The organism is Mycobacterium sp. ACS1612 (assembly GCF_001667505.1).
GTDB lineage: Bacteria > Actinomycetota > Actinomycetes > Mycobacteriales > Mycobacteriaceae > Mycobacterium.
On the sequence record NZ_LZHZ01000048.1, the window covers coordinates 1 to 26,216 of the forward strand.

Consider the following 26,216-nt stretch of genomic DNA (forward strand, 5'->3'; position numbering starts at 1 on the left):
CTCCCGCCCCGAAGTCGGCCGCTACGCCCCGCGGCCTGAGGCCGGCCGCGCCGAAGGGGTGCGCCGTGCGCCGCCGCCGCCGTCACGCAATGGGCGGCAGTCTCCGCACTACCAGCGGTAGTTACTCTCATACGCATGTCTCGCCCCGTCGCGCTGATCACTGGACCGACGTCCGGGCTCGGCGCGGGGTTCGCCCGCCGCTATGCGATCGACGGCTACGACCTGGTGCTGGTCGCCCGCGACGCCGATCGGTTGGAGTGCCTCGCCGCCGAACTGCATGACGAGGCGGGCGCGGACGTGGAAGTCCTGGTCGCCGACCTCGGCCAGGAAGCCGACCGCGCGAAGGTCGTGGATCGACTGGCCGCGGGTGTGCGGGTGCTGGTCAACAACGCGGGATTCGGCACGTCGGGTGAATTCTGGACCGCCGACTATGCGCTGCTGCAAAACCAACTAGACGTCAACGTGACCGCGGTGATGCAGTTGACGCACGCCGCGCTGCCGCCGATGCTGGCCGCCGACGAGGGCACCGTGATCAACGTCGCCAGCGTCGCAGGCCTGCTGCCCGGCCGCGGTTCCACCTATTCGGCGTCCAAGGCGTGGGTGATCGCGTTCTCTGAAGGGCTGGCCAATGGCCTGACCGACACCGGGGTGGGGGTGCATGCGCTGTGCCCCGGCTTCGTGCACACCGAATTCCATGCGCGCGCAGGCATCGAGATGAGCGGAACACCGTCGTTCCTGTGGCTCGAGGTCGACGACGTCGTGCGCGACTGCATGGTCGACGTCGCCAAGAACAAGGTGGTGATCGTGCCGGGCCTGCAGTACAAGGCGCTCACCACCGGGGGCCGAGTGGTGCCGCGAAATGTGTTGCGCGCCATGACGAAGGTTGTAGGTCGCGGCCGAAACAGAACCTGAGCCGGTGCGTGCGCTCATCGCCGTCGTCGCGGCGGTCGTCATGGTGGTATCCGGGTGCTCCGGCAGCGACGCGCGCCCCCATCCGTATTCGACGCAGGCCGCTGCCATCGGCCAGACCCAGTCGATCCTCGGCTGGAACCTCACCCTGAAGAATCTGCGATTCGACGCCGACCACGTGCTCGTGGACGTCGACGGTTCGGTGGCGGAGCAGGACACGCCGCACGCCAAAGCAGAGGACATCCGGTTCGGGCTGTACGGCGCACTGACGCACCCGATCGAGGCCAACGCCATCGGCGGCTGTCGGGACGTGACAAACCTTGGGCTGCAACCGGTCTCGGCGCCAAGCCCGGACCGAATCACCGGCACGGCGTGCCTCGGACCGCAGCGTGACCAGTCCCAGGTGCGCGGTGTCTACGCGTACTCACCGCGCGAGCGCATCCCCGACACCGTCGCGGCCTACCCGGCGGCGTTTCCGGTCGGGTTGCTGCCCACCAACGAGAACGACACCGGGCTGGTGTTGAAAACGACGAGCGTCGACGCGTTCCGCGCCGACGGAGCTCAACTCGATCCCGCGGCGGTGGGTGATCCAAACGCGTTCTCGGGCAACGGCTACATGTTACTCGGGCTCGAAATCGACGGGCTGGCAACGCGATACCGTGACGACTCGGCCCGCCGCGGCGGTCCGCTGATGGTGTTCGTCGCACCGACTCTGCCGCCACCTGGGTTGAGCCACGCCTGCGACATCTACGGCGCGTCGGTGCTGGTGCTGCCCGACTCGACGCGGGAGGCGGTCCAGGTCCGCGTGTCGTTGTGCACCCAGGGCGAGATCAACAGGGCGCTGCTGTACGCGACGGTGTCGGTGGCGGGCACCCACGCCGCGCTGTGGACGTCGAAATGACGGAGCCCAGGCCTGATGTCGCCGCCGAAGCGGCTCCGGGACCCACCGAATGGGGTAAGGGGCCGGGCGTCGGCCCTTGGCAGGGGCCGCTTCCCGACGATCCTCGCTACGACAAGGCGTTGCTGCGCGACGGCGACTCCCGCAACGTCGTCGACGCGTACCGGTACTGGACGAGGGAAGCCATCGTCGCCGACATCGACCGGCGCAGGCACCCGCTGCACATCGCGATCGAGAACTTCGGCAGCGACGCGAACATCGGCGCGGTGGTCCGCACCGCCAACGCGTTCGCCGTGCACACCGTGCACATCGTCGGCAGGCGCCGGTGGAACCGCCGCGGCGCCATGGTCACCGACCGATATCAGCGGCTGCGCCACCACGACAGCACGGCCGAACTGCTGGCCTTCGCCGCCGACGCAGGCCTGACCGTCGTCGCCGTCGACAACGTCGCAGGCTCGGTCCGCATCGAGCACACCGCGCTGCCGCGGGACTGCCTGTTGATCTTCGGGCAGGAAGGTCCCGGCATCACCCACGACGCCAAGGCGGGCGCCGCCATGACCGTGTCGATCGCCCAATTCGGTTCGACCCGCAGCATCAACGCCGGTGTTGCTGCGGGGATCGCGATGCACACCTGGATCACTCAACATGGGGACATTTCGAACGCCTGGTAGGGCAGGATCGGTCACATGGATCAGGTATGGGCTAACCGCGCGGCGAGCGCGGAGACGGCGATTGCCAAGCGACACCTGAAAACGCTGTGGGGACTGCCGGGCACCCAACTCGGCGTCGTCGCGTGGCCGGCGTCGCGCAGGCACCGCAACTTCGGCATCTGGCACTACTGGTGGCAGGCGCACCTGCTGGACAACCTCGTCGACGCGCAGGTGCGCGACCCGCAACCGGAGCGCAAGACGAAGATCGAGCGTCAGATCCGCGCGCACCGGTTACGCAACACCGGATGGACCAACGACTACTACGACGACATGGCGTGGCTTGCGTTGGCGCTGGAGCGGGCAGGCCGGTTGGCCGGTGTCGAGAAACCGGGCGCACTGAAGAGGCTCTCCGAGCAGTTCCTCAACGCCTGGGTGCCCGAGGACGGCGGCGGCATCCCGTGGCGCAAGCAGGACCAGTTCTTCAACGCCCCGGCCAACGGGCCGGCGGCCATCTTCCTGTCCCGCTACGACGACCGACTGCGGCGCGCGCAGCAGATGTCGGACTGGATCGACGAGACGTTGATCGACCCGGAAACCCATCTGGTGTTCGACGGCATCAAGGCCGGATCCCTGGTGCGCGCGCAGTACACCTACTGCCAGGGCGTGGTGATCGGCCTTGACACCGAACTCGCCGCGCGGACCAAGGACCCGCAGAACGCCGAGCGGGTGCACAGGCTCGTCAAGGCCGTGCGCGAGCACATGGCGCCCGGCGGCATCATCAAGGGCGCGGGCGGCGGTGACGGTGGACTGTTCAACGGCGTCCTGGCCCGCTACCTCGCGCTGGTGGTCACCACCCTGCCGCAGAACGGGCCCGCGGATGCCGAGGCCCGCGACATCGCGCGCACGCTGGTGCTCACCTCGGCCGAATCGGCATGGGAGAACCGGCAGACCGTCGACGGCCTGCCGCTGTTCGCCGCGTTCTGGGACCGCACCGCCGAAATGCCAAGCGCCGCAGGCGCGGAAGCGCAGTTCGTCGAGGGCGCGGTCAACGCCTCCGAGGTTCCCGAACGGGACCTGTCGGTGCAGTTGTCGGGCTGGATGCTGATGGAGGCGGCCCACGCGATGGCCGCGGTGAGCGACGAGTGACCGCCGAGACGCTGCCGCGAATCGTTCGCCTGCTGCCCGGCCGTTTCAGCCGCGACCCCAAAGCGCCCGGCACCAAGGAGAACACCGCCGCCGCGCTTTTGCTTCTTTTCACCGCCGCGGCCATCCTGTGGGCCAATTCGCCGTTGGCGCAAACCTATTGGACGTTACTGGACACCCACGTGGGCTTCACCTTCGGTGATCACACGTTCGAGATGACCGTCAAGCATCTGATCAACGACGGCCTGATGACGTTCTTCTTCTTCATCGTCGGACTCGAAGTCACCAGCGAGTTCACGATCGGAGAACTCACCGATCGGGCGCGCGCCGCGGTCCCCGTCGTCGCCGCGATCGCCGGGCTCACCCTGCCCGCCGTCATCTTCCTGCTGTTGAATCCGTCGGGGGAGAACGCCCAGGCCTGGGGGGTGGTGATCTCCACCGACACCGCGTTCCTGATCGGCGCGCTGGCCATCATCAAACCCAAATATCCGTCCCGGCTGCGAATCTTCCTGCTCACCTTGGCCGTTGTCGACGACATCGGCGCGCTCGCCGTGATCGCCCTGTTCTACTCCGACCACATCGCGGTGGTCCCGCTCGTGGTCTCCGTCGTGCTGCTCGCCGCGCTGGCGTTGGTCCGGTTCCTACCCGCCGCCCGAGGCCCCGCCTACGCGGTGCTCGGCTTCGCGCTGTGGGTGGCGTTGTCCGCGGCGGGCATTCACCCCACCCTCGCGGGCGTCGCGGTCGCGTTGCTGATCCCCGTCTTCACCCCCGACCGCCAGCAGGTGGAGTCGACGGTCGAGATGATCCGCGCCTTCCGGCAGTCGCCCAACTCGCGGTACGCCAGGGCCGCCACTCGCGGTCTGCGGGACTCGATCTCTATCAACGAACGACTGCAGACCGACGTCGGGCCGTACGTGTCGTTCGTGGTGCTGCCGTTGTTCGCGCTGGCCAACGCCGGGGTCCGGTTGGACTCGGCCAGCGTGACGGCCGCGATGGCGTCGACGCTGACCTGGGGCATCGTCGCGGGTCTGGTGATCGGCAAATTCATCGGCATCACCGGCGCGACGTGGTTCATGCAGCGCACGGGTCTCGGCCAGCTTGCCCCCGGCGGGCAGTTGCGGCGGGTGGCCGGTGGTGCGGCGCTGTCCGGAATCGGTTTCACCATCTCGCTGTTCATCGTCGACATCGCGATCTCCGAACCGGCGCGCCAGGACCAGGCGCGCGTCGGCGTGCTGCTGGCCTCCGCGGCCGCGTTCGCGCTCGGCTGGGCGATCTTCCGGATCACCGACAAGGTCAGTCCGCCGGAACCGGTGGGGCTCAAGCTGATCCGGCCCGTCGACCCCGAGCGCGACCACATTCGCGGCGACCCGCAGGCGGCGCTGACGCTGGTCGAGTACGGCGACTACGAATGCCCGTTCTGCAGCCGGGCGACCGGAGCGATCGACGAGGTGGCCGAGCACTTCGGCGGACGACTGCGCTATGTGTGGCGTCATCTGCCGCTGGAGCGGGTGCATCCGCGTGCGTTCGACGCCGCGCGGGCCGCGGAGGCGGCGGGGTTGCAGGGCAAGTACTTCGAGATGGGCAAGATGCTGTTCGCCAACCAGGACGACCTGGAGTGGTCGGACATCTACCGCTACGCCAACACGCTCGGTCTCGACCTGGAACGGTTCGACCAGGACGTGCGTGTGCACCCGACCAAGGTGCTGCACCGTGTCCAGGACGATGCGCAGGACGCCGAACTGATGGACCTCAAGTCCACGCCGACGTTCTTCGTCAACGGCAAGCGGCACAAGGGCCCCTGGGACGCCGCGAGCCTGATCCGCGCGCTGGAGAGTTAACTCCAAAGGGTGACATGGATCTTGGGCCGGAAGCGGGTGACCCCCACCCCGGTGCCGCGCAGCATGGCCTGAGTGCACCTGGGGGTGGTGATGAACCGCACCAACTCGGCAGCCGCAGGCTGACGGGCGGCGGGCGACAGCGTCGTCGCGCACCACTCGCCGGAGATCTGAAGGTCCGGCCCCTTGACGTGGATCAGCCGGCCCGCCGCGATGTCCTTGCCGACTGTGAAGCCGATGGCCAGGCTGACACCGCCGACCCGCTGGAGTTCCTCCAGCGCCGCCGCATCGCTTTGGAAGATACGTTGCTGCGCTTCCGGAATCGCCAAGCTCCGCAGTGCGGTGGCGATCTCACCGTCCTGGCTGCCCGCCGACGGTCCGAGCATCCACTGCTGTTCGCGCAGCAACGCCGGTGTCGGGGTCCGGGTGGCCAGCGGGCTGCCCGGTGCCGTCACGGTGAGGATCTGGTAGTTCAGAAACGGCCGCACGACGATCGCGGCATCGTGGTCGGCGCGCTCCTGTGCGCGCACCTGGCCTAGCGCGACGTCGACCGCGCGGGAGGTGACCAGTTCGCGGAACATTCCGGTCGGGTGAACACTGAGCTCCACCGCGAGATCCTTGGCGCGCGACGAGAACAACTCGATCAGCCCCGGCGCAGCGTGTTCGGCGAATGCGCTGGACGCCGCGACCCGCAGCAGCCGCCGCCCGTGCGCGGCCTCCGTCACCTCGATCGCGGTCTGCTGCTGCAGCCCGAGGATCTCCACCGCGCGGCTGGCGAGCCGCAACCCGCCCGGGGTGAACGCCAAGCCTGCCGACGTGCGCGAGAACAACGGGTCGTCGAGTTCCTTGCGTAACTGCGCGACGTGCATGGAGATGCCTGCATCGGACATACCCAGTTCGTCCGCCGCCGCGTGGACCGAACCGTGGCGCACGACAGCTGAAAACGCCCGAAGTTGAGCCGGTGTCACGCTTGCAAGACTAGTGACTTAAGCGATCGCTTAACCCGTTATTGACGCCGCCTACAGCCGGGCGAACACTCGCCACATGCAGGTTCCAGGACCCTTCGAATACGAACGTGCCACCAGCGTCGATCACGCCATCGGGTTACTCGACCGACTCGGAGACGGAGCAATGCTCGTCGCAGGTGGGCACAGCCTGTTGCCGATGATGAAACTGCGCATCGCCAACCCGGAATACCTGGTCGACATCAACGACCTGATACCCGAACTCGGCTACATCGTGGTCGGAGCCGGAAGGCCGGCGACATCAGGCATCGGAGCCGGAAGGCCGGCGACATCAGGCATCGGAGCCGGAAGGCCGGCGACATCAGGCATCGATCCGACGTTGGTGCGCATCGGTGCGATGACGCGTCACCGGGAGGCCCTGGAGTCGGACGAGCTGGCCGCGGTGTGCCCCATCTTCCGCGACGCCGAACGCGTGATCGCCGATCCCGTGGTGCGCAACCGTGGCACGGTCGGAGGTTCGCTGTGTCAGGCCGACCCGGCCGAGGACCTCACCACGGTGTGCACCGTGCTGAACGCGGTCTGCCTGGCCCGCGGCCCGTCCGGTGAGCGCGAGATCCCGATCGACGACTTCCTCGCCGGTCCGTACGAGACGTCGCTGGCCCACAACGAGATGCTCATCGAAATTCGGATTCCGTTGCGGCACAACAGCTCGAATGCCTATGCGAAGGTCGAACGCCGAGTCGGCGACTGGGCGGTGGCCGCGGCGGGCGCCGCGGTGACACTCGACGGCGACACCATCGTCACGGCCAGGTTGGGGCTGACGGCGGTCAACACCGACGGCGACGCACTGGCCGCCGTCGGCGCGGGCCTGGCGGGCCGGCCCGCCACCGAGGAAACCTTCGCCGACGCAGGGCGCGATGCCGAGCAGGCCTGCAGTCCGGTCACCGACATGCGGGGCAGCGCGGAGTACAAGCGCCACCTTGCCAACGAACTCACCGTCCGAACACTGCGCAGCGCGGTGCAGCGGATACGCAACGCCCCAGCCGTGGAAGGGAATTAGCCATGCAGGTCACCATGACGGTCAACGGTGAACCGGTCACCGCCGAGGTCGAGCCGCGCACACTGCTCGTCCACTTCCTGCGGGACCAGTTGCGGCTCACAGGAACTCACTGGGGCTGCGACACCAGCAACTGCGGCACCTGCGTCGTCGAGATGGACGGCGAACCAGTCAAGTCGTGCACTGTGCTCGCGGCGATGGCGGGCGGACACAGCATCCGCACCGTGGAAGGCCTCGAAACCGACGGCCACCTCGATCCTGTGCAGGAGGGCTTCATGCGGTGCCACGGACTGCAGTGCGGGTTCTGCACGTCGGGCATGATGATCACCGCGCGCGCACTTCTCGACCGCGTACCGGATCCCGACGAGAAGACCATCCGCGAGGCCATCTCCGGGCAGATCTGCCGCTGCACGGGCTACACCACGATCGTGCGGTCCATCCAGTGGGCCGCCGAACACGCCGACGTGGAGGCGAAGGCATGACCACCACCGAAATCCGGCCAGAAGATACCGCCGACAACGACCAGAAGCCCTGCGGACACGGCCGGATGCTGCGCAAGGAGGATCCGCGGTTCATCAGGGGACGCGGCAATTACGTCGACGACGTCACGCTGCCCGGCATGCTGCATCTGGCGATCCTGCGGTCGCCGTACGCGCACGCCCGCATCGTCGGCATCGACACCACTGCGGCACAGGCACATCCGAAGGTCAAGGCGGTGGTCACGGGTGCCGACCTCGCCGAGAAGGGCCTGGCGTGGATGCCGACACTGTCCAACGACGTCCAGGCGGTGCTGGCCACCGACAAGGTGCGGTTCCAAGGTCAGGAGGTGGCGTTCGTCGTCGCCACCGACCGGTACGCCGCCAGGGACGCACTGGAACTCATCGACGTCGAATACGATCCGCTCGACCCGGTGATCGACGCCCGCAAGGCGCTCGACCCCGACGCCCCGGTGATCCGCACCGACCTCGACGGCAAGACGGACAACCACTGCTTCGACTGGGAGACCGGCGACGCCGCCGCCACCGAGGCGGCGTTCGCCAAGGCCGATGTCGTGGTCAAACAGGAAATCGTCTATCCCCGAGTGCATCCCGCGCCGATGGAAACGTGCGGCGCGGTGGCCGACCTCGACCCGGTGACCGGCAAGCTGACACTGTGGTCGACCAGCCAGGCGCCGCACGCCCACCGCACGCTGTACGCGTTGGTGGCAGGCCTGCCCGAACACAAGATCAGGGTCATCTCGCCCGACATCGGCGGCGGATTCGGCAACAAGGTGCCGATCTATCCGGGCTACGTCTGCGCCATCGTGGCCTCGCTGCTGCTCGGCAAGCCGGTGAAATGGATGGAGGACCGCAGCGAGAACCTGACCAGCACCGGGTTCGCCCGCGACTACATCATGGTAGGCGAGATCGCCGCCACCAAAGACGGCAAGATTCTCGCGATTCGGTCGAATGTGCTGGCCGATCACGGCGCATTCAACGGCACCGCCGCACCGGTGAAGTATCCGGCCGGCTTCTTCGGGGTGTTCACCGGCAGCTACGACATCGAAGCCGCGTACTGCCACATGACCGCCGTCTACACCAACAAGGCGCCGGGCGGCGTGGCCTACGCGTGCTCGTTCCGCATCACCGAAGCCGTGTACTTCGTCGAGCGACTGGTGGACTGCCTCGCACACGAACTGCAGATGGACCCGGCGCAGCTGCGACTGGCGAATCTGCTGAAACCCGAGCAGTTCCCGTACAAGTCGAAGACCGGCTGGGTGTACGACTCGGGTGACTACGAGAAGACCATGCGGCTGGCGATGGACATGATCGGCTACGACGCACTGCGCGCCGAGCAGCTCCAGCGGCGTGAGCGCGGCGAACTGATGGGCATCGGCATGGCGTTCTTCACCGAGGCCGTCGGCGCGGGCCCACGCAAGGACATGGACATCCTCGGGCTCGGCATGGCCGACGGCTGCGAACTGCGGGTGCATCCGACCGGCAAAGCCGTTGTGCGGCTGTCAGTTCAAACCCAGGGCCAGGGTCACGAGACCACGTTCGCCCAGATCGTCGCCGAAGAACTCGGCATCCCGCCCGACGATATCGAAGTGGTGCACGGCGACACCGACCAGACGCCGTTCGGACTCGGAACGTACGGCAGTCGGTCGACGCCGGTTTCCGGTGCCGCCGCTGCGCTGGTGGCGCGCAAGGTCCGCGACAAGGCCAAGATCATCGCCTCCGGCATGCTCGAAGCCTCGGTCGCCGACCTGGAGTGGGGCAAGGGCAGCTTCGGTGTCAAAGGTGACCCGTCGGCCTCGGTGACCATCCAGGACATCGCGATGCGCGCACACGGCGCAGGCGATCTACCGGACGGGATCGAAGGTGGTCTCGATGCGCAAATCTGTTACAACCCCGAGAATCTCACCTATCCGTACGGCGCGTACTTCTGCGTGGTCGACATCGACCCGGGAACGGCTGTGGTGAAGGTGCGCCGGTTCCTCGCGGTCGACGACTGCGGCACCAGGATCAACCCGATGATCATCGAGGGTCAGGTGCACGGTGGCATCGTCGACGGCATCGGCATGGCGCTGATGGAGATGATCGCGTTCGACGAGGAAGGCAACTGCCTCGGCGGTTCGCTGATGGACTATCTGATCCCGACCGCCGTCGAGGTGCCGAACCTGGAGACCGGTTTCACCATCACACCGTCACCGCATCACCCGATCGGGGCCAAAGGTATCGGCGAATCGGCCACGGTCGGATCCCCGCCCGCGGTGGTCAACGCCGTGGTGGATGCGTTGGCGCCGTTCGGGGTCCGGCACGCCGACATGCCGCTGACGCCGTCGCGGGTGTGGGAAGCCATGCAGGGCAGAGCCACTCCGCCGATCTAGAGGAGCCTTCATGACAGTCAGTGATCGGGCCCAGCAACTGCGCCGCGCGCGGATGCCGTTCGTCCACGCCACGGTGGTGCGCGCGCAGCAACCGGCCTCCGCGCATGCGGGCGATCAGGCGATCCTGTTGTCCGACGGCACAATCGAAGGATTCGTCGGCGGTCAGTGCACGCAGAACTCGGTGCGTAAGGCGGCGCTCGGGGCGTTGCAGGCCGGGGAAAGCGTACTGCTGCGGGTGTTGCCGGACGGCGACGTGCAGTTCCCCGAAGCGCCGGGGGCATGCGTCGTCGTCAACCCGTGCCTGTCCGGCGGTGCGCTGGAGATCTTCCTCGACCCGCAGGTACCCGCGCCGCTGCTGCGGATCTGCGGTGCCACCCCGATAGCGCGGGCGCTCGCCGCGGCCACCGCGGCGCTGGGTTACGACGTGCACCGCGACGGTGACGGCGACACCGGCCAGGCCACCGCCGTCGTCATCGCCACCCATGGCGGCCCGGAAGCCGAGACCATCCGGGCGGCACTCGACGCGGGCGTCGGCTACATCGGCCTGGTTGCCAGCGCGGTTCGCGGCCGGTCGATCCTGGCGGGCCTTGAGCTGACCGACGCCGAACGGCGCCGCGTGCACACCCCGGTCGGGCTGCCGATCGGCGGGAAGACCCCCGCCGAGATCGCCGTGTCGATCCTGGCCGAGGTGATCCGTGCGATACGCGTGGACGGTGTGAGCGCACCAGGGTGCACGGCCGCCGCGCCCGCCCCGAGGGAAGAAGCATGCCACGGTCACGGGTGACCGGTGTGGTGCTGGCGGCGGGCGGCTCACGCCGGTTGGGCACACCAAAACAGTTGCTGCCGCTTGGCAATACGACGTTGCTCGGCGCCACGTTGGAGATGGCCCGCAACTGCCCGTTCGACCAACTCATCGTCACCCTCGGTGCGGTGGCCGACGAGGTGAGGCAGGCCGTGGCGTTGGACGGGCTGGACATCGTGCTCGCCGACGATCCGGGTTCGGGCTGCTCCTCGTCCCTGCAAACGGCGTTGGGGTGGGTCGACCAACGCGCCGACGGTGTGGTGCTGATGCTGGGCGATCAGCCGGGCGTGACATGCTCGACGGTGACGAAGTTGATTGCCTCGTCGCGTGAGGACGCACTGGCGGTGTGCGAATACCTTGACGGTGTCGGCCATCCGTTCTGGCTGGGGCGCAGAGTGTTCGGCGAGTTGGAGAAACTGCATGGCGACAAGGGTGTGTGGCGGCTGATGGAATCCGGCCGCTACGGAGTGCGACGCGTGCCGATCGACGACGCGGTCCCGCTCGACGTGGACACCTGGGACGACTACCGCCGGCTATGCGAATCGCTGGCGCGATGACGCTGTTCCGCGATGTCGACGAGGTGATCGGCCGATTCGATGTCCACGACTTCCTGCTCGACACCGGCACCGCCTCGGCGATCTACCTCGCAGTCATCCTCGGTCGACCGCTGCTGTTGGAGGGCGAGCCGGGAGTCGGCAAGACCACCGCCGCCAAAACCCTTGCCGCCGTGCTGGATGCCCCGTTTCTCCGGTTGCAGTGCTACGAGGGGTTGACGGCCAGCGAAGCGATATACGACTGGAACTATCAACGTCAACTGCTCAGCATCCGCCTCGCCGAGGCGAGTCATACGGCGATCGAGGAAAGCGACCTGTACACCGAGGCCTATCTGGTCGACCGGCCGATCCTGCAGTGCGTGCGTTACCGCGGCCCCGGCGTCCCGGTGCTGTTGATCGACGAAATCGACCGCGCTGACGACGAATTCGAGGCGCTGCTGCTGGAGTTCCTCGGGGAGGCGGCGGTGACGGTTCCCGAACTCGGTACCTACGTCGCTGCGCGCCCTCCCATCGTCGTGCTCACCTCCAACCGCAGCCGCGATCTGCACGACGCGCTTCGGAGGCGCTGCCTCTACCACTGGATCGAGTATCCGGAGCCTGCCAGGGCGGCCGCGATCGTGCGCCGGACGGTGCCGGGTGCGACCGCTGCGCTGATCCAGCACGCCGCCCAGTTCGTCGGCGAGACACGGACTCTCGACCTCGACAAGCCGCCGGGGGTGGCCGAGACGATCGACTGGGTGGCCGCCCTGGTGGCGCTCGGGGTGACCGACCTGATCGCCACCGACATCGCCCTGGGATCGACAAGCCTTGGCGCGCTGGCCAAGACCCCCGACGACCACGCGCTGATCAGCGAAGCGTTCGCAACCTACGGCAGCCAATGAGAGGAATCGCTCGATGAAGATCGAAAACGAGTTCACCGTCAGTGTCCCCATCGAGGATGCTTGGGATGTCCTCACCGATCTCGAACAAGTGATCCCGCTGATGCCCGGCGCGCAGATGACGGGCCGCGACGGCGACGATGTGCTCGGCAAGGTGAAGGTCAAGGTGGGTCCGGTGACCAGCGAGTTCAGCGGTAAGGTCCACTTCGTCGAGCAGGACCGCGAGCAGCACCGCGCGGTCATCGACGGTAAGGGCAAGGAGGCGCGCGGCACCGGCAACGCGGCAGCGAGCGTCACGGCCCAACTGCACGACGAGGGCGACCACACCCGCGTCACCGTCGACACCGACCTCAAGGTGGTCGGCAAGCTCGCACAATTCGGAAGCGGTATGTTGCAACAGGTTTCGGAGAAGCTGCTGCGTCAGTTCGTCGAATCGCTGGAGGCGAAGCTGGCCGACGACAAGGCGCCCGCCGCCGCCCCCGAGGATGACCGCAACGCACCGGCCCAGCCTGCGAGCCCGCCGGCCGCGGAGCCCATAGACCTGATCCAGCTCGCGGGCGGCGACGCGCTGAAGCGATACACGCCGCTGGTGGTGGCCGCCCTCGCGTTGGCGGTCATCGTGTTGGTGCTCGGCAGGCGCCGCAAGCGATGACCACCCCGCTGCTGCTGCGGGGCGTCGACATCGCCGCCTTTGCCGTCGCCCTCGTGCAGCGGCTCCACTGCGGTTCAGTAGCGGTATCGCCAAGCGGCCCAACCTCATTCGTCGACATAATGCGCCGGCAATGGCCGCGCACCCGAACACAGCTGTACTGGCACGCGCGATTGACGCTGGTGAACCGCGTCGAGGACCTGACCGCGTTCGACGCGGTGTTCGAGGCGGTGTTCGCCGACGCGGTGTTCGGTGTCGATCCGCCTGGGCTCAAGCGCAGCCTCGGCACCACGGCCGCAGCCGACGCCGGCGTGCCCGGTCGCGAGAACCCGGTCGCCGAAGGGAACTTGCCGTGGAGCACGCTGCCCGCGTCGGTGACGGCATCCGATACCCATGAGACCGAGGTGGCCGTCCCCGACACGCTGCCAAGCCGCTTCGTCGCGCGGGTCGACGAACCGTTCGACCGGTTCGACGCGGCCGACCTCCGTCAGCTCGGCGACTGGCTGGAGCGGGCGGCGGACAGTTGGCCGCAGCGCCGCAGCCTTCGCCGCGAGCCGCATCAGCACGGCAAGCGCATCGACATGCGCGAGACGATGAAAGCCTCACGCACCACGGGCTGGGAGCCGGTGCGGCTGGCCCGTACCCGCGCCCGCCGCCACCCCCGTCGAGTCGTGATGGCATGTGACGTCAGCCAGTCGATGCGACAGTACGCCACCGTGTATCTGCATCTGATGCGGGCAGCGGCGCTGCGGCAGAAGGGGATTCGTCCGGAGGTCTTCGCGTTCTCGACGTCGCTGACGCGGTTGACCGCCGCGCTGGCGAATCGGTCGGCCGAGGTGGCGTTGGCCAAGGCCAATGCGAAGGTCACCGACCGCTACGGCGGCACCCATCTGGGGCGCTGTGTCGCCGATCTGGTTGGCGGCTCGCACGGCAACGCACTGCGCGGCGCGGTGGTGATCATCGCCTCCGACGGCTGGGACAGTGACCCGCCGGAGATCCTGGCGCACGCGCTGGCCCGGGTGCGTCGGCGCGCTCACAAGCTGGTGTGGCTCAATCCGCGCGCCGCGCAACCTGGGTTCCGGCCGCTGGCCGCGTCGATGGCCGCCGCGCTGCCGTACTGCGACCTGTTGCTGCCCGCGCATTCCGTCACCGGACTGCGTGAGCTGTTCACCGCGTTGACCGACTAGCCTTCCGGCGCGGGTTCGCCCGCCCGCTTGGCGGCCCGGCGCCGCTTGTACCACTCGATGATCATCGGCGTCACGGACGCGACTGCGATCAGGATGAAGATCGGCTCCAGCAGCTTCTGGATGATGTCGAACTGACCCAGGCCGTATCCGAGCAGGGTCAGGCCGATGCCCCAAACCACAGCGCCGATGACGTTGAACAACGTGAACGTGGCGTACCCCATCTTGGCGGCGCCCGCGGTGATGGGCGCCAGCGTCCGCACGATCGGCACGAACCTGGCGATCACGATCGCGAACGGCCCGCGCTGTTCGAAGAACGAATGCGCCTCGTCCAGATAGCGCTGCTTGAGGATGCGCGCGTTCGGCTTGAACATGTGAGTGCCCACGTACCGGCCGATGAAGTAACCGACCTGCCCACCGAGGACGGCGGCAATCGGGATGAAAACCAGTAGCTGCCACAGCGTGAAGTTGGCCTGACCGGCGGCGGCCGTGCCCGCGGCGAGCATGCCCGCGACGAACAGCAGCGTGTCGCCTGGCAACACCGGAAACAGCACGCCGGATTCGACGAAGATGACGACCAGCAGGCCGACCAGCGCCCACGTGCCGAAGTAGCCGATGAGCTTGATCGGATCCAGGAAGTCCGGCATGAGCGCCAGCTGGTCCGCAGCCGCCAGGTGAAAGTTCATAGGCCCCCCAAGATACCGGCGACACCCTGACCGGACGCTGTGCCGGGGCTAGGGTCGGCTATGGCCACTCACAAAGCTGTCCAAGTGGCGTCCGCGAACGGGCCGCTGACCCTCGTCGACGTCGAAACCGCCGCGCCGGGTCCAGGGCGGGTCCGCATCACGGTCGCCGCCTGTGGAGTTTGCGGAACCGACCACGGTTTCGTCGCAGGCGGCTTTCCGAATATGACGTGGCCGTTGACCCTTGGCCACGAAATTGCGGGCACCGTCGCGGAGTTGGGCGAGGGTGTCGAGGGATTCGCCGTTGGCGACCGGGTGGCGGTGGGCTGGTTCGGCGGCAACTGCAACCGCTGCATCCCCTGTCGGCAGGGCAAGTTCATGCAGTGCGTGAACGGGGAGGTGCCGAGTTGGCACTATCCGGGCGGCTACGCCGAGTCGGTGGTCGCGCCCGCGACGGCGCTCGCGCGCATCCCGGACGAGTTGTCCTTCGCCGAGGCGGCGCCGATGGGCTGCGCGGGGGTGACCACCTACAACGCGCTGCGGCGGACCAAGGCGGTGGCCGGCGACCGCGTGGCGGTGCTCGGCGTCGGCGGGCTTGGTCACCTCGGTGTGCAGTGGGCCAGGGTCATGGGGTTCGAGACGATCGCGATAGCCCGCGGCGCCGACAAGGAGGCCAACGCGCGTGAACTCGGTGCGCATCACTTCATCGATTCGCGCGCGGTCGACGTCGCGGACGCATTGCAGGCCCTCGGAGGCGCCTCGGTGGTGCTCGCGACGGCGGCCAACTCGCAAGCGATGGCCGACACGGTCGGCGGACTGGCGCCGGAGGGTGAACTCGTGATCGTCGGCGTCACCGCCGACCCGCTGCCAATTTCCCCGATGCAGCTGATCGCCCCCGGCACCTCGGTGCAGGGGCATCCGTCCGGCACGTCACGCGATATCGAGGAGACCATGGCTTTCGCGGTGCTGACCGGTGTGCGCGCGTGGAGCGAGGAGCGGCCGCTGGCCGAGGCCGCCGACGCGTACGCGGCGATGGACGAGGGTCGCGCGCGCTACCGCATGGTGCTGACGATGTGAGTCGGCCTCGTTCTTGAGATACTTCAACGAATCTGTCGAAGCCGGGAGGAACTGATATGCCCATCGCCACGCCCGAGGTATATGCGGAGATGCTGGGTCGAGCTAAGGAGCACTCGTTCGCGTTCCCGGCGATCAACTGCACGTCCTCGGAGACGATTAACGCCGCCCTCAAGGGGTTCGCCGATGCCGGCAGCGACGGCATCATCCAATTCTCCACTGGCGGAGCCGAATTCGGCTCCGGACTGGGCGTAAAGGACATGGTGACCGGCGCCGTCGCGCTTGCCGAGTTCGCGCACATCGTTGCCGACAAGTACCCGGTCACCGTCGCACTGCACACCGACCACTGCCCGAAGGACAAGCTGGACAGCTACGTCAGACCGCTGCTGGCGATTTCGCAGCAGCGGGTGTCCGAGGGCCGAAACCCGCTGTTCCAGTCACATATGTGGGACGGGTCGGCGGTGCCGATCGACGAGAACCTCGACATCGCCCGCGAACTGCTCAAGGAGGCGGCGGCAGCGCGGATCATCCTCGAGATCGAGATCGGTGTCGTCGGCGGCGAGGAGGACGGCGTCGCTCACGAGATCAACGACAAGCTGTACACCACACCCGAGGATTTCGAGAAAACGATCGACGCGCTGGGCGCCGGCGAGCACGGTAAGTACCTGCTGGCCGCCACGTTCGGCAACGTGCACGGTGTCTACAAACCAGGCAACGTCAAACTACGGCCCGACATCCTCGCGCAGGGCCAGCAGGTCGCCGCGGCCAAGCTCGGATTGGCCGAGGGCGCAAAGCCTTTCGACTTCGTGTTCCACGGCGGATCCGGATCGCTGAAGTCGGAGATCGAGGACTCGCTCAAATATGGCGTGGTGAAGATGAACGTCGACACCGACACCCAATATGCGTTCACTCGTCCGCTCGCAGGCCACATGTTCAGCAACTACGACGGTGTGCTGAAGATCGACGGCGAGGTCGGCAACAAGAAGGTCTACGATCCGCGCAGCTACCTGAAGAAGGCCGAGGCGTCGATGAGTGAGCGGGTGGTGGAGGCGTGCAATGACCTTCACAGTGCCGGCCGGTCGGTTTCGGCGCGTTAGGCTGTGACCGTGAAGCGGAAAATCCTGATCGCCTGCGCCACCGCCGCGACCGCCATGGGAACCATCGCGGTGGCCGCGCCGGCATCGGCCAACACCTGCCCGTGGGGCACGGTTCCTCGCTTCGACGGGGTGTGCACGCAGGGGCAGTCGGGTGGCGGCCCGCCCGTGGGCGTCACCGTTCCCCAGCAGGGCGCCGACATCGTCAGCCAGCCGGGTCAGTTCGCGCAGGTGAACGGAATCCCGTGCACGCAGGAGCACTTCGCCACCTGTTATGCGATGTCGCAGCAGCCCTAGCTGGCTGTCTGACAGATCTTCCACTGGTCGTCGCGGAACTGTAGATCGAAGCTGCGCGTCGACCGGGTCTGCGGCGCATACGCCATGAACGTGGTGACGTTGGCCTCGGCGTGATCGCCGTTGACCACCACCTGGTCGATGCTGGCGACCACCGGATACTGCTTGGCCGCCGCCACCCGGGAATGGGTTTCCTTCCACGCCGCCTCGTTGTAGTTGACGTAGCTGTCCCGGGTGCTGCCGCAGGTGATGCTGCGCAGCGTGGCCAGGTCACCGCTCTGCACCGCGGCGTCGAAGTTCTGGATGGTGCTGCGAACCTTGTCCTCTTCGGATGCCTTCGGCGTCTTGTCCCTGGTCAGCAGCACCGTGCCGAGGATGGCGACGGCGACCAACGCCGCGATGACCAACACCAGCGCGATCACCCAGCCCCAGCTGCGCCGGACGCGTGCCGGCTTTGGCGCGTCGTCGCGTGGCGGAATATGTTGCGGTGTAACGGGTTTGGATTGACCCACGGCTTGCGCCTGTACCGGCGGCATCACCTCGGTGGCCGGGTCGGCGGGGGTGTCGATGCGCTGCGTCGAGCCGTCGAAGCCTGACGGCGCGGTGAACCGCCGCTCGGCGGGCTGGTCCGTCTCGTCGGCGGGCAGTTGAGCCTGGGCCTCCGGCGACAACAGGATCTCGGTGGCGGGCTCGTGCTGCGGATCGGTCACCGCCTCAGCGGGCTCTGTCTCGGCGGTCTCCTCGATGTTCGCGGCGTCATCCGGCTGCTGCGGCCCTGATGGGTTCGACATCCCTGCTGCGGTCCCTCCCTCTGCGAACTACCGGTGCAGCTTATCGGCACAATGAGGCCATGACGCGCATGGGAGATCTCCTCGGACCTGATCCGGTACTGCTACCCGGTGACCCTGCGGCGGAGGCCGAACTGGCCGCCGCCGAGAATCCGGCGATCGTCGCGGCCGCGCATCCGTCCGCGTCGGTGGCGTGGGCCGCGCTCGCGGAGGATGCGCTCGCCGACGACAAGGCCATCACGGCCTACGCGTACGCCCGCACCGGGTATCACCGCGGCCTGGATCAGTTGCGCCGCAACGGCTGGAAGGGTTTCGGCCCGGTGCCTTACCGTCACGAGCCCAACCGCGGGTTCCTGCGCTGTGTGGCGGCGCTGGCGCGGGCCGCCGACTCGATCGGTGAGACCGACGAATATCAGCGCTGTCTCGATCTGCTCGACGACTGCGACCCGGAGGCGCGGGTCGAGCTGGGCCTCGGCTAGCCGGACGACGATCAAGCGGCGGAAGGCCGCGTTGAGGAGCCCGGCCGGTGGGCTAGCGCTCGGCTTCGCATTCACAGTCGGCGGCCGCATCGGGCGGTTCCACCTGGACTGTCGCGTGGTCCAGCCCGCGTGCGCTGAGCACCGCGCGGGCGTCGTCGAGCACCAGCGCCGAGTCGCGGCTGCTGGTCAGGTGCGCGGTCACCATGTCCTTGCCCGGCACCAGCGTCCACACGTGCAGGTCGTGCACCTCGGTTACGCCCTCGACGGCGCACAGCGCGCTGCGCAGTTCGTCGACGTCGATGTGGGTCGGTGACGACTCGGAAAGGATCCGCAGCGCGGCGCGGGCGAGCGAGATGGCGCGCGGCAGCACCCACAGCGCGACCAACACCGCGACCACCACGTCGGCGTACGGCCAGCCCGTCGTGACGGTGACGATGCCCGCGATCAACACGCCGATGCTGCCGACGGTGTCGGCCACCACCTCCATGTAGGCGCCTCTGACGGCGAGGCTGTCCTTGGAGTGCGACCGCAGCAGCAGCACCACGGCCGCGTTGGCCACCAGCCCCGCCAGCGCGACGACGATCATCGGCACGCCGGGGACGTCGGGCGCGTCGCCGAGTCGCTCGATGGCCTCGACCAGGATGAACGTCGCAACCCCGAGCAGCAACACCGCGTTGGCGACGGCTGTGAACACCTCGGCGCGGTGCCACCCGTACGTCCGGGCCGGCGACGCGCTGCCATGGCGAGCGAGCAGCACCGCGGTCAGGCCCATGAACATCGCGACCAGGTCGGTCAGCATGTGGCCTGCGTCGGAGAGCAGGGCCAGCGAATTGATCACCAGCGCCGTGGTCAACTCGAGGACGAAGAAGGCGGTCAGGATGCCGGCGGCGATGACCATCCTGCTGACACGGGCATCCGGGTGGCTGTGATCATGTCCGGCGCCCATGCCAGCAATCTATGCGCAATCACGCATATGTCGCAAGGAGGTGCTCAGAACCAGGCCGACCAGAACCGCGTCAGGTCCATGCCCCACCCGATCAACCCCTGGGGCACCCCGGACGCGTCGAAGAACCACAGCACGATCCCGAAGAACCAGCGGTTGACCTGCGGGGTGAACAGCAACAGCAGCAGCACGAAGAACGCCCAGCCCTTCGCGGGCTCCATCATGCGCTGGGTCTGCGGGCTCAGATGCGGTTCGAGCGCGCTGTACCCGTCCAGGCCGGGCACCGGCAGGATGTTCAGCACGAACGCGGTCACCTGCAGGAAGCCCTGGAACGCCATGGCGGCCCAGAACACCAGGTGCTCGGGATCCCACATCAGGCGGGTGATCACCAGCAGCATGATCGCGAATGCCAGGTTGGTGGCCGGGCCGGCCAGGCTGACGAGCGTCTTCTGCCGGGTGGTCATCCACGACGTGCGCACGTACACCGCACCGCCGGGCAGGCCGATGCCGCCGAGCGCGATGAACAGCGCGGGCAGACCGAGCGAGAGCAGCGGGTGGGTGTACTTCAGCGGGTTGAGCGTCAGGTAGCCGCGCGACTCGACACCGCGATCACCGAACCGCCATGCGGTGTAGGCGTGGGCGAATTCGTGTACGCACAGCGTGACCAGAAAGCCCGCGATCACGAAGATGAACACGCCGACGTACGCCAGCGGACGCCGGGCGTCGGCGGCCACCCAGGCCAGCACCGCGCCGACGACCGCGAGCGCCACGATGGCCAGGAAGATCGGGCTTGGCCGCACCGATTGATGCAGCGGGCGGATGGTCACGTCACGAAGCTACCGCGCGCAGCAGTCGGCGCACCTCCGCAACTCCGGACACCGCGGTTTCATGATCTACGGCGCACGCGATCACGTTGAACACCGAGCAACCTGCCTCGACGTACGAGGCAAGGAATTCGGCGACGTCCGCCGGGGTGCCGTACGGCGAATAGCGTTCGAATGGCTCGAACGGCATCTGGTAGAAGGTCCGCATTCCGATCGCGAGTGGGCCTCGGGCGTCCTGCTTGTTAGGGCCGAAACCGCACCACACGTTGAGCGCGTGCTCGAAGCCGTTCGGATTTCTGCCCGCGTGCACCGCATGCATGGCGACCTGGTCGACCACCGAGCGGTACCGCTGCGGGGAGACCCAGATCCCCAGCCAGCCGTCGCCGTACTGCCCTGCGCGGCGCACCGCGGCCTCCGACCGGCCGCCGATCGTGATCGGGATCGGCGATGGGGGCGCGGGGACGATCTGCGCGTCGCGCACACGAAAGAACTCTCCGTCGAAGCTGACCGGCTTGCCGTCGGACAGCGCGCGCAGCAACTCGAGCGACTCGTCCATCCTGCGACCGCGGGTGCTTGGGTCGACCCCGCAGACCTCGTACTCGTGCGGGTCCTCGCCGCCGATCCCGACGCCGAACGTCAGCCTCCCGGGTGCGTGCTCGGCCAGGCTCGCCAGTTGGCGTGCGACCAGCACCGGATGGCGCAGCGGGAGCAGATACAGCGCGATGTAGCAGGGCAGGCCGGGGTAGCGGGTCAGCACCGCGGCGGCGTCGATCAGCGCGTCCGCGCCCGCGCCGACGAGGAAGCTGACGTGGTCGTTGACGCACACGTGGTCGACACCGGCCGAGGCGATCCTGGCCAGCATGGCCTCGCGCTGTTCGGCAGGCGCCGCGAATTGCCCGACCGGGGCGAAAACGCCGACTCGAAGATCTGTCATGCGCCCACACTGCCGCCGTGGCCTTCGGTAGGTGTTGGAAGGACGTGAAATGCCCAGGTCAGCCGACCCGTAGCCAGCCTTCGGTGTGCCGGTAGAACGTCGAGCGCCTGACCGGTTTCGCGGTGGGCACGCCGTCGCGGATCACCGTCGCCCCGTGGCTGCCGAGTTGGGCGGCGCGGCCGCTGACCCATCGGCGCCTGCCTCCGCCAACGACGGCCGCCCGCAGGCCGGGCATCGACAGGGTCGGCTCGATGCGCACACCGCTGACCTGGCCGTCGAACAGCACGGTGTCGTCGACGACGGCTTCGCCGTGCAGGGTTTTTCCGGCTGGATCGCCGCGCCATTCGGCCGCGCCGACGATGACGGTGCCGGTGTCGTCGCGGATCAGCGGCACCCGCTGCGCCTGACCGTCACGTATCCGGCGCGCCTGCCACGGCCTGCGGACGTGGCCCACCTCAACTTCGAGCCGATCGGCCTTGAGTAGGCGCGTCAGGACGGCCGCGACGTCGGCATGCGGGCCGATGACGATCACCCTGCGGCAGTCGGCGACCTCGTCGATGCCGACCTCGGGAAGGCCGCGCAGCGCGCGCGGAAGTCGGCGGTCGGCCCGCAACACCACAACATCGGTTGTGGTCAACGGCACTCCTCGAAGTCGGCTGGGATAAGGTGTGTCACCGGCTGCCACAGTTTTGAGGCAGATAAAGCGGGAGACTATGCCATGCCGGCAATCGTGCTCATTGGCGCCCAATGGGGTGACGAGGGCAAAGGAAAGGCGACCGATCTGCTCGGTGGCCGCGTCCAATGGGTCGTTCGTTACCAGGGCGGTAACAACGCGGGCCACACCGTGGTGCTGCCGACCGGAGAGAACTTCGCCCTTCACCTGATTCCGTCGGGGATCCTCACGCCGGGCGTCACCAACGTCATCGGCAACGGTGTGGTCGTCGACCCGGGTGTGCTGCTCGACGAGCTCAAGGGCCTCGAGGATCGCGGCGTCGACACCGAGCGACTGCTGATCTCGGCCGACGCCCACCTGCTGATGCCGTACCACGTCGCGATCGACAAGGTGGTCGAGCGGTACGCGGGCAGCAAGAAGATCGGCACCACCGGCCGCGGTATCGGGCCGTGCTATCAGGACAAGATCGCGCGCATCGGCATTCGTGTCGCCGACGTCCTCGACGAGGCGCAGCTGGCCGAAAAGATCGAGGCCGCACTGGAATTCAAGAATCAGGTGCTGGTCAAGATCTACAACCGCAAGGCGCTGGTGGCCGCCGAGGTGGTCGAGAGCCTGCTGGGTCAGGCCGAGGGGTTCAAGCACCGCATCGCCGACGCCCGCTTCCTGCTGAACACCGCACTCGAAAACGGCGAGACGGTGCTGCTGGAAGGGTCGCAGGGCACGCTGCTCGACGTCGATCACGGCACGTATCCCTTTGTCACGTCGTCGAATCCGACGGCAGGCGGTGCAGCGGTGGGTTCGGGTATCGGCCCGACACGCATCACCACGGTGCTCGGCATCCTGAAGGCGTACACCACGCGGGTGGGGTCCGGTCCGTTCCCGACGGAGTTGTTCGACGAAAAGGGCGAGTATCTGTCGAAGACGGGCGGCGAATTCGGCGTGACGACAGGCAGGCGTCGTCGCTGCGGATGGTTCGACGCTGTCATCGCCCGCTACGCCACCCGGGTGAACGGCATCACCGACTACTTCCTGACCAAGCTCGACGTGTTGTCCAGCCTGGAGACGGTGCCGATCTGCGTCGGCTACACCGTGGACGGCAAGCGCACCGACGAGATGCCGATGACGCAGAGCGACATCGCCCGCGCCGAACCGGTTTACGAGGAGTTGCCGGGCTGGTGGGAGGACATCTCCCACGCCCGCGAGTTCGACGATCTCCCTGCGAAGGCCCGCGACTATGTGCTGCGGCTGGAAGAACTTGCCGGAGCGCATGTTTCGTGCATCGGCGTCGGGCCGGGGCGTGAGCAGACCATCGTGCGGCGCGACATCCTGGCGGCAAGGTGAGTTCCGCGGACGACCCACATCTGGCCGACCCCGACTACGACAAGCACGGTGGGTTCCCGAATTTCGAAGCGGCGCAGCCGGGTTTCGGGTTCGGGCGGTTTCTCGCCGCGATGCGCAGGGCGCAGGATCTCGCGGTGTCGGCGGATCCCGACAGTGACACGTGGGAGTTGGCCGCCGACCGCGCCGAGGAACTGGTGAAGCTGCTCGACCCGTTCGAGGCGCCCGAGGGCGTCGGCCCGGCCAACCGGGTGCCGTCGCTACCGGGCGCGGGCAGTCTGCTGATGCCGCCGTACCGGGTGACGAAGTTCGAACCCGACGGCGTCGAACTGAGCGTGCAGTTCAGCAGGTTCTCGGTCGGCGGGAACTACGCGGTGCACGGCGGCGTGCTGCCGCTGCTGTTCGATTCGGTGTTCGGCATGGTGATTCACGCGGCGGGCCGACCGATCAGCCGCACCGCGTTCCTGCACGTCGACTACCGCAAGGTGACGCCGATAGACACCCCGCTGACCGCACGCGGCTGGGTCCGAGAAACCGAGGGCCGCAAGGCATTCGTCAACGCGGCGCTGTACGACTCCGAACAGAACCTGCTCGCCGAGGCGAACGGGTTGATGGTCAGATTGCTGCCCGGACAGCCATGAACCCGACCGGCGTGCGCAGGCTGTCCACCCCACGGACAGCGGCGGTCGCCGGTGTGTTGTTCGCGCTGCTGTTCGCCACCTCGCTGGTGCTGATCCGGCTTGCGCTACCGGAGGGTGAGCAACCCGGTGCGCAGTGGCTGCGGGCCGGCAGCACGAATTTGAAGATCGCGGCGACGATCATGCCGTTCGCGGCCATCGCATTCCTGTGGTTCATGGGCGTGGTGCGCGACGGGCTCGGCCGTTACGAAGACAAGTTCTTCTCGACCGTGTTCATCGGCAGTGGGCTGTTGTTCATCGCGATGATGTTCGTCGCCGCCGGGGTGGGTGCGGGCCTCGAGCGCAGCCACGCGTCCGGCGACCCGGGCGTCGCCGCGTTCGGCCAGATGATGTTGTTGACGGTGACGAAGACCTACGCGCTGCGGATGGCGGCGGTGTTCATGATCTCGCTGGCCACCATCTGGCTCAGGACCGGGCTGATGCCGCGCTGGCTGGTCCTCACGAGTTACCTTGCCGCCGTTGGCCTTTTGATCGCCAGCGACGTCACGATGTGGCTGGTGCTGGCGTTCCCGGTGTGGGTGCTGGTGGTCAGCCTGCTGCTACTGGCGCGCGCCGGGGTGATCGCCTTGGACGGTGACGGCTAGCCCGCCACCTGCAAAGCCTGCGACGGACAGAGTCGTACCGCCTCGCGGACGTTGTCTTCGTCGCCATCGGGTACCTCGTCGACCAGCACCACCACGATGCCGTCGTCATCCTGATCGAAGACGGTGCCCGCGGCCATCACACAGTTTCCGGCGCTGATGCACACGTCTCGATCAGCCAGCACTCTCACCACGTCACCTCCAGTGATTTCAGACCGTAGATGAAGTGAAACGACCGGAACGGCACCTCGGCGAAGTCTTCGGCCAGCGCCAGCGACGGGAACCGGCGCAGCAGCGCGGGAAACGCGATCCGCATCTCCATCCGCGCAAGCGGGGCGCCGAGGCAGTGGTGCACACCGTGGCCGAACGCCAGGTGCCCCGGTGCGCCGCGGGCGATGTCGAGCACCTCCGGCGCATCGATGAAGTCCGGATCGCGGTTGCCCGACGGCAGCGACACGAACACCAATTCGCCCGCCGGAATGGGCACACCCGCTATCTCGACGTCGGTGGTGGTGATCCTCGGGATCGCGCTGTGCACAATCGACAGCCAGCGCAGCAGTTCCTCGATCGCGGGTCCGACCGCATCGGGGTCGTCGCGGACGGCGGCCAATTGCTCGGGATGCCGCAGCAGCGCCAGTGTGCCGAGACCGAGCATGTTCGACGTCGTCTCGTGCCCGGCGAGCAGCAACAGGCTTGCGATGCCGATGAGTTCGTCGTCGGTCAACTCGTCGCCGTGCTCGCGCGCCAGCATGCCGAGGATGTCGTCGCCGGGTGCTCGCCGCGCCCGCTGGACCAGTGACCCCATGTACTCGCGGCCGCGCCGCACCAGCTCGAGGCGCTCGGCGATGGGAATCGAGAGATCCAACTGGCGCGCGCTGCGGCGTTGGAAGTCGTCGCGGTCGTCGTAGGGCACGCCGAGCAGCTCACAGATCACCAGAGAGGGGATCGGCAACGCGAAGTTGGCCACCAAATCCGTTGGCGGTTCGGCTTTCTCCATCGAGTCGAGCTGCGCTTCGACGATCTCGACGATGCGCGGTTCCAGCCGCTTCATCCGGCGGATGGTGAATTCGGAGGTGAGCATGCGGCGCAGCCGCTGGTGTTCTGGCGGGTCGAGGCCCAGCAGGTTGCCCGCGCGTGAGCTGGCCTGCTCCTCCTCCGACACCGGTGGCGCGCCGGGGATGACGAAACCCGGCGGCCGACCGTTGGAGAACCGCTCGTGATCCGACAGCACCGCCTTGATGTCTTCGTGCCGGGTGACCAGGTAAACGGTCATGCCGAACGAGTTGGTGGCCGTGCGCACACCGGTGCTCTCGCGGATCTCCCGCAGGGCGGGCGTCGGATCGAAGCCGACCCGCCGCATGTGCAGCGGAGGCAGTTGGGTTGCTTCGCCGTCGCGGAGCGCGGCATCGGAGGAAGCCAT

Annotated in this window: 29 protein-coding genes; 20 read left to right on the plus strand and 9 right to left on the minus strand. The window is 67.7% G+C overall.

The genetic code is table 11. The features are described from left to right. The first annotated feature begins 135 nt into the window (after positions 1-135). From A5724_RS18610 to nhaA, 5 genes are read left to right on the plus strand one after another with little or no spacing between them, the layout of a single operon-like run. Positions 136-912 (plus strand): SDR family oxidoreductase, encoded by a 777-nt coding sequence (locus A5724_RS18610; protein ID WP_067805147.1) that lies wholly within the window; start codon positions 136-138, stop codon positions 910-912. Between the two features lie 4 nt (positions 913-916). Further along, positions 917-1,810: a hypothetical protein gene (locus tag A5724_RS18615; RefSeq protein WP_067805150.1), complete on the plus strand. Its 894-nt coding sequence runs from the start codon at positions 917-919 to the stop codon at positions 1,808-1,810. Then, on the plus strand, positions 1,807-2,478 hold the full coding sequence (locus A5724_RS18620) for an RNA methyltransferase (protein ID WP_067805595.1): 672 nt from the start codon (positions 1,807-1,809) through the stop codon (positions 2,476-2,478). The genes A5724_RS18615 and A5724_RS18620 overlap by 4 nt, the downstream gene beginning before the upstream one ends. Positions 2,479-2,493: 15 nt before the next feature. After that, complete coding sequence (locus A5724_RS18625) at positions 2,494-3,603, plus strand: glycoside hydrolase family 76 protein (RefSeq protein WP_067805153.1); 1,110 nt, start codon at positions 2,494-2,496, stop codon at positions 3,601-3,603. Then, positions 3,600-5,438, plus strand: a complete 1,839-nt coding sequence (gene nhaA, locus A5724_RS18630) for a Na+/H+ antiporter NhaA (RefSeq protein ID WP_067805156.1) — start codon at positions 3,600-3,602, stop codon at positions 5,436-5,438. Before A5724_RS18625 ends, nhaA begins: the two co-directional genes overlap by 4 nt. On the opposite strand, the gene A5724_RS18635 is transcribed toward nhaA, so the two are convergent. Then, positions 5,435-6,403: a LysR family transcriptional regulator gene (locus A5724_RS18635; protein WP_067805158.1), complete on the minus strand. Its 969-nt coding sequence runs from the start codon at positions 6,401-6,403 to the stop codon at positions 5,435-5,437. The two genes, nhaA and A5724_RS18635, sit on opposite strands and share 4 nt — an antisense overlap. A gap of 76 nt (positions 6,404-6,479) precedes the next feature. Here A5724_RS18635 and A5724_RS18640 point away from each other — a divergent pair, with 76 nt between their 5' ends. Genes A5724_RS18640 through A5724_RS18675 form a run of 8 tightly spaced genes read left to right on the plus strand, consistent with a single transcriptional unit; the run spans position 6,480 to position 14,396 of the window. Beyond that, complete coding sequence (locus tag A5724_RS18640) at positions 6,480-7,460, plus strand: xanthine dehydrogenase family protein subunit M (protein ID WP_067805161.1); 981 nt, start codon at positions 6,480-6,482, stop codon at positions 7,458-7,460. 2 nt (positions 7,461-7,462) lie between these two features. Next, positions 7,463-7,939, plus strand: a complete 477-nt coding sequence (locus tag A5724_RS18645; RefSeq protein WP_067805164.1) for a (2Fe-2S)-binding protein — start codon at positions 7,463-7,465, stop codon at positions 7,937-7,939. Then, on the plus strand, positions 7,936-10,326 hold the full coding sequence (locus A5724_RS18650; protein ID WP_067805166.1) for an aerobic carbon-monoxide dehydrogenase large subunit: 2,391 nt from the start codon (positions 7,936-7,938) through the stop codon (positions 10,324-10,326). Before A5724_RS18645 ends, A5724_RS18650 begins: the two co-directional genes overlap by 4 nt. A 10-nt stretch (positions 10,327-10,336) precedes the next feature. Then, entirely contained in the window at positions 10,337-11,110 is a 774-nt protein-coding gene (locus A5724_RS18655) for an XdhC family protein (RefSeq protein ID WP_067805169.1), read from the plus strand. Next, positions 11,092-11,685: an NTP transferase domain-containing protein gene (locus A5724_RS18660; protein WP_067805171.1), complete on the plus strand. Its 594-nt coding sequence runs from the start codon at positions 11,092-11,094 to the stop codon at positions 11,683-11,685. The genes A5724_RS18655 and A5724_RS18660 overlap by 19 nt, the downstream gene beginning before the upstream one ends. Continuing rightward, positions 11,682-12,563 (plus strand): MoxR family ATPase, encoded by an 882-nt coding sequence (locus A5724_RS18665; RefSeq protein ID WP_067805597.1) that lies wholly within the window; start codon positions 11,682-11,684, stop codon positions 12,561-12,563. Before A5724_RS18660 ends, A5724_RS18665 begins: the two co-directional genes overlap by 4 nt. Before the next feature lie 13 nt (positions 12,564-12,576). Beyond that, positions 12,577-13,212, plus strand: a complete 636-nt coding sequence (locus A5724_RS18670; RefSeq protein WP_067805174.1) for an SRPBCC family protein — start codon at positions 12,577-12,579, stop codon at positions 13,210-13,212. Beyond that, a complete protein-coding gene (locus tag A5724_RS18675) occupies positions 13,209-14,396 on the plus strand; it encodes a VWA domain-containing protein (protein ID WP_067805178.1) in 1,188 nt (395 codons plus the stop codon). Before A5724_RS18670 ends, A5724_RS18675 begins: the two co-directional genes overlap by 4 nt. On the opposite strand, the gene A5724_RS18680 is transcribed toward A5724_RS18675, so the two are convergent. After that, on the minus strand, positions 14,393-15,079 hold the full coding sequence (locus A5724_RS18680) for a VTT domain-containing protein (protein ID WP_067805182.1): 687 nt from the start codon (positions 15,077-15,079) through the stop codon (positions 14,393-14,395). The genes A5724_RS18675 and A5724_RS18680 overlap by 4 nt on opposite strands. A gap of 60 nt (positions 15,080-15,139) precedes the next feature. On the opposite strand from A5724_RS18680, the gene A5724_RS18685 reads away from it, so the two are divergent. Genes A5724_RS18685 through A5724_RS18695 form a run of 3 tightly spaced genes read left to right on the plus strand, consistent with a single transcriptional unit; the run spans position 15,140 to position 17,541 of the window. Continuing rightward, entirely contained in the window at positions 15,140-16,153 is a 1,014-nt protein-coding gene (locus A5724_RS18685) for an alcohol dehydrogenase catalytic domain-containing protein (protein ID WP_067805185.1), read from the plus strand. Between the two features lie 56 nt (positions 16,154-16,209). Next, the gene (fbaA, locus tag A5724_RS18690) at positions 16,210-17,247 is read left to right on the plus strand and encodes a class II fructose-bisphosphate aldolase (RefSeq protein ID WP_067805187.1); all 1,038 of its coding nucleotides are present in this window, start codon (positions 16,210-16,212) and stop codon (positions 17,245-17,247) included. A 9-nt stretch (positions 17,248-17,256) separates the two neighbouring features. Next, on the plus strand, positions 17,257-17,541 hold the full coding sequence (locus A5724_RS18695) for a hypothetical protein (RefSeq protein WP_232004894.1): 285 nt from the start codon (positions 17,257-17,259) through the stop codon (positions 17,539-17,541). On the opposite strand, the gene A5724_RS18700 is transcribed toward A5724_RS18695, so the two are convergent. Further along, positions 17,538-18,329, minus strand: coding sequence for a DUF4878 domain-containing protein (locus A5724_RS18700; RefSeq protein WP_067805190.1), 792 nt, complete (start codon positions 18,327-18,329; stop codon positions 17,538-17,540). The genes A5724_RS18695 and A5724_RS18700 overlap by 4 nt on opposite strands. Before the next feature lie 59 nt (positions 18,330-18,388). Between A5724_RS18700 and A5724_RS18705 the strand changes: the two genes are divergently transcribed. Further along, positions 18,389-18,805 carry a DUF3151 domain-containing protein gene (locus A5724_RS18705; protein ID WP_067805193.1) on the plus strand — a complete coding sequence of 139 codons (417 nt, stop codon included), beginning with the start codon at positions 18,389-18,391 and terminating at the stop codon, positions 18,803-18,805. A gap of 52 nt (positions 18,806-18,857) precedes the next feature. Here A5724_RS18705 and A5724_RS18710 read toward each other — a convergent pair whose 3' ends face one another. The 4 genes from A5724_RS18710 to A5724_RS18725 are packed head-to-tail and all read right to left on the minus strand — an operon-like array spanning position 18,858 to position 22,143. After that, positions 18,858-19,751: a cation diffusion facilitator family transporter gene (locus A5724_RS18710; protein WP_067805195.1), complete on the minus strand. Its 894-nt coding sequence runs from the start codon at positions 19,749-19,751 to the stop codon at positions 18,858-18,860. Between the two features lie 44 nt (positions 19,752-19,795). Beyond that, positions 19,796-20,575, minus strand: coding sequence for a site-2 protease family protein (locus A5724_RS18715; protein ID WP_067805198.1), 780 nt, complete (start codon positions 20,573-20,575; stop codon positions 19,796-19,798). A 1-nt stretch (position 20,576) separates the two neighbouring features. Beyond that, a complete protein-coding gene (locus A5724_RS18720; protein ID WP_067805201.1) occupies positions 20,577-21,506 on the minus strand; it encodes an LLM class flavin-dependent oxidoreductase in 930 nt (309 codons plus the stop codon). A 58-nt stretch (positions 21,507-21,564) separates the two neighbouring features. Continuing rightward, positions 21,565-22,143 carry a peptidase M50 gene (locus A5724_RS18725; protein WP_067805602.1) on the minus strand — a complete coding sequence of 193 codons (579 nt, stop codon included), beginning with the start codon at positions 22,141-22,143 and terminating at the stop codon, positions 21,565-21,567. A gap of 81 nt (positions 22,144-22,224) precedes the next feature. Between A5724_RS18725 and A5724_RS18730 the strand changes: the two genes are divergently transcribed. From A5724_RS18730 to A5724_RS18740, 3 genes are read left to right on the plus strand one after another with little or no spacing between them, the layout of a single operon-like run. Next, positions 22,225-23,520 carry an adenylosuccinate synthase gene (locus A5724_RS18730; RefSeq protein WP_067805204.1) on the plus strand — a complete coding sequence of 432 codons (1,296 nt, stop codon included), beginning with the start codon at positions 22,225-22,227 and terminating at the stop codon, positions 23,518-23,520. Next, complete coding sequence (locus A5724_RS18735) at positions 23,517-24,158, plus strand: PaaI family thioesterase (protein WP_067805207.1); 642 nt, start codon at positions 23,517-23,519, stop codon at positions 24,156-24,158. Before A5724_RS18730 ends, A5724_RS18735 begins: the two co-directional genes overlap by 4 nt. Further along, entirely contained in the window at positions 24,155-24,799 is a 645-nt protein-coding gene (locus A5724_RS18740) for a hypothetical protein (RefSeq protein ID WP_197518719.1), read from the plus strand. The genes A5724_RS18735 and A5724_RS18740 overlap by 4 nt, the downstream gene beginning before the upstream one ends. Here the strand turns inward: A5724_RS18740 and A5724_RS18745 are convergent. Beyond that, positions 24,796-24,987, minus strand: a complete 192-nt coding sequence (locus A5724_RS18745; protein ID WP_067805607.1) for a ferredoxin — start codon at positions 24,985-24,987, stop codon at positions 24,796-24,798. The genes A5724_RS18740 and A5724_RS18745 overlap by 4 nt on opposite strands. Beyond that, complete coding sequence (locus A5724_RS18750) at positions 24,984-26,216, minus strand: cytochrome P450 (protein ID WP_067805210.1); 1,233 nt, start codon at positions 26,214-26,216, stop codon at positions 24,984-24,986. Before A5724_RS18750 ends, A5724_RS18745 begins: the two co-directional genes overlap by 4 nt.